Annotated in this window: 1 protein-coding gene; it reads right to left on the reverse strand. The window is 44.3% G+C overall.

What is annotated here, in order from left to right; genetic code table 11:
- Positions 1-221, reverse strand: a 221-nt coding sequence (locus Ga0466249_RS26340) for an electron transfer flavoprotein subunit beta/FixA family protein (protein WP_376769335.1), incomplete at both ends; no start/stop codon positions are given.

The raw sequence follows: 221 nt of genomic DNA on the forward strand, positions 1-221 counted from the left end.
GGAGGCGTAAAGATTTTCTTTACCTGTGTAGGAGAACCTTTTAAACCCAGACGTTTCTCATCTACATCCAAATCAGCAAGTGTCAAAACGGGAATTTCCTTCCGATTTGCTTTCATTGTGCCGCGCACCGTAGCAAACCGGGGCTCATTGGCTGATTTTACAACTGTAACAAGCAAAGGCATTTTCCCTTCGATGACTTCATAACCTTCTTCATGCTCACG

This window comes from Pelorhabdus rhamnosifermentans, from assembly GCF_018835585.1.
Classification (GTDB): Bacteria; Bacillota; Negativicutes; order UMGS1260; family UMGS1260; genus Pelorhabdus; species Pelorhabdus rhamnosifermentans.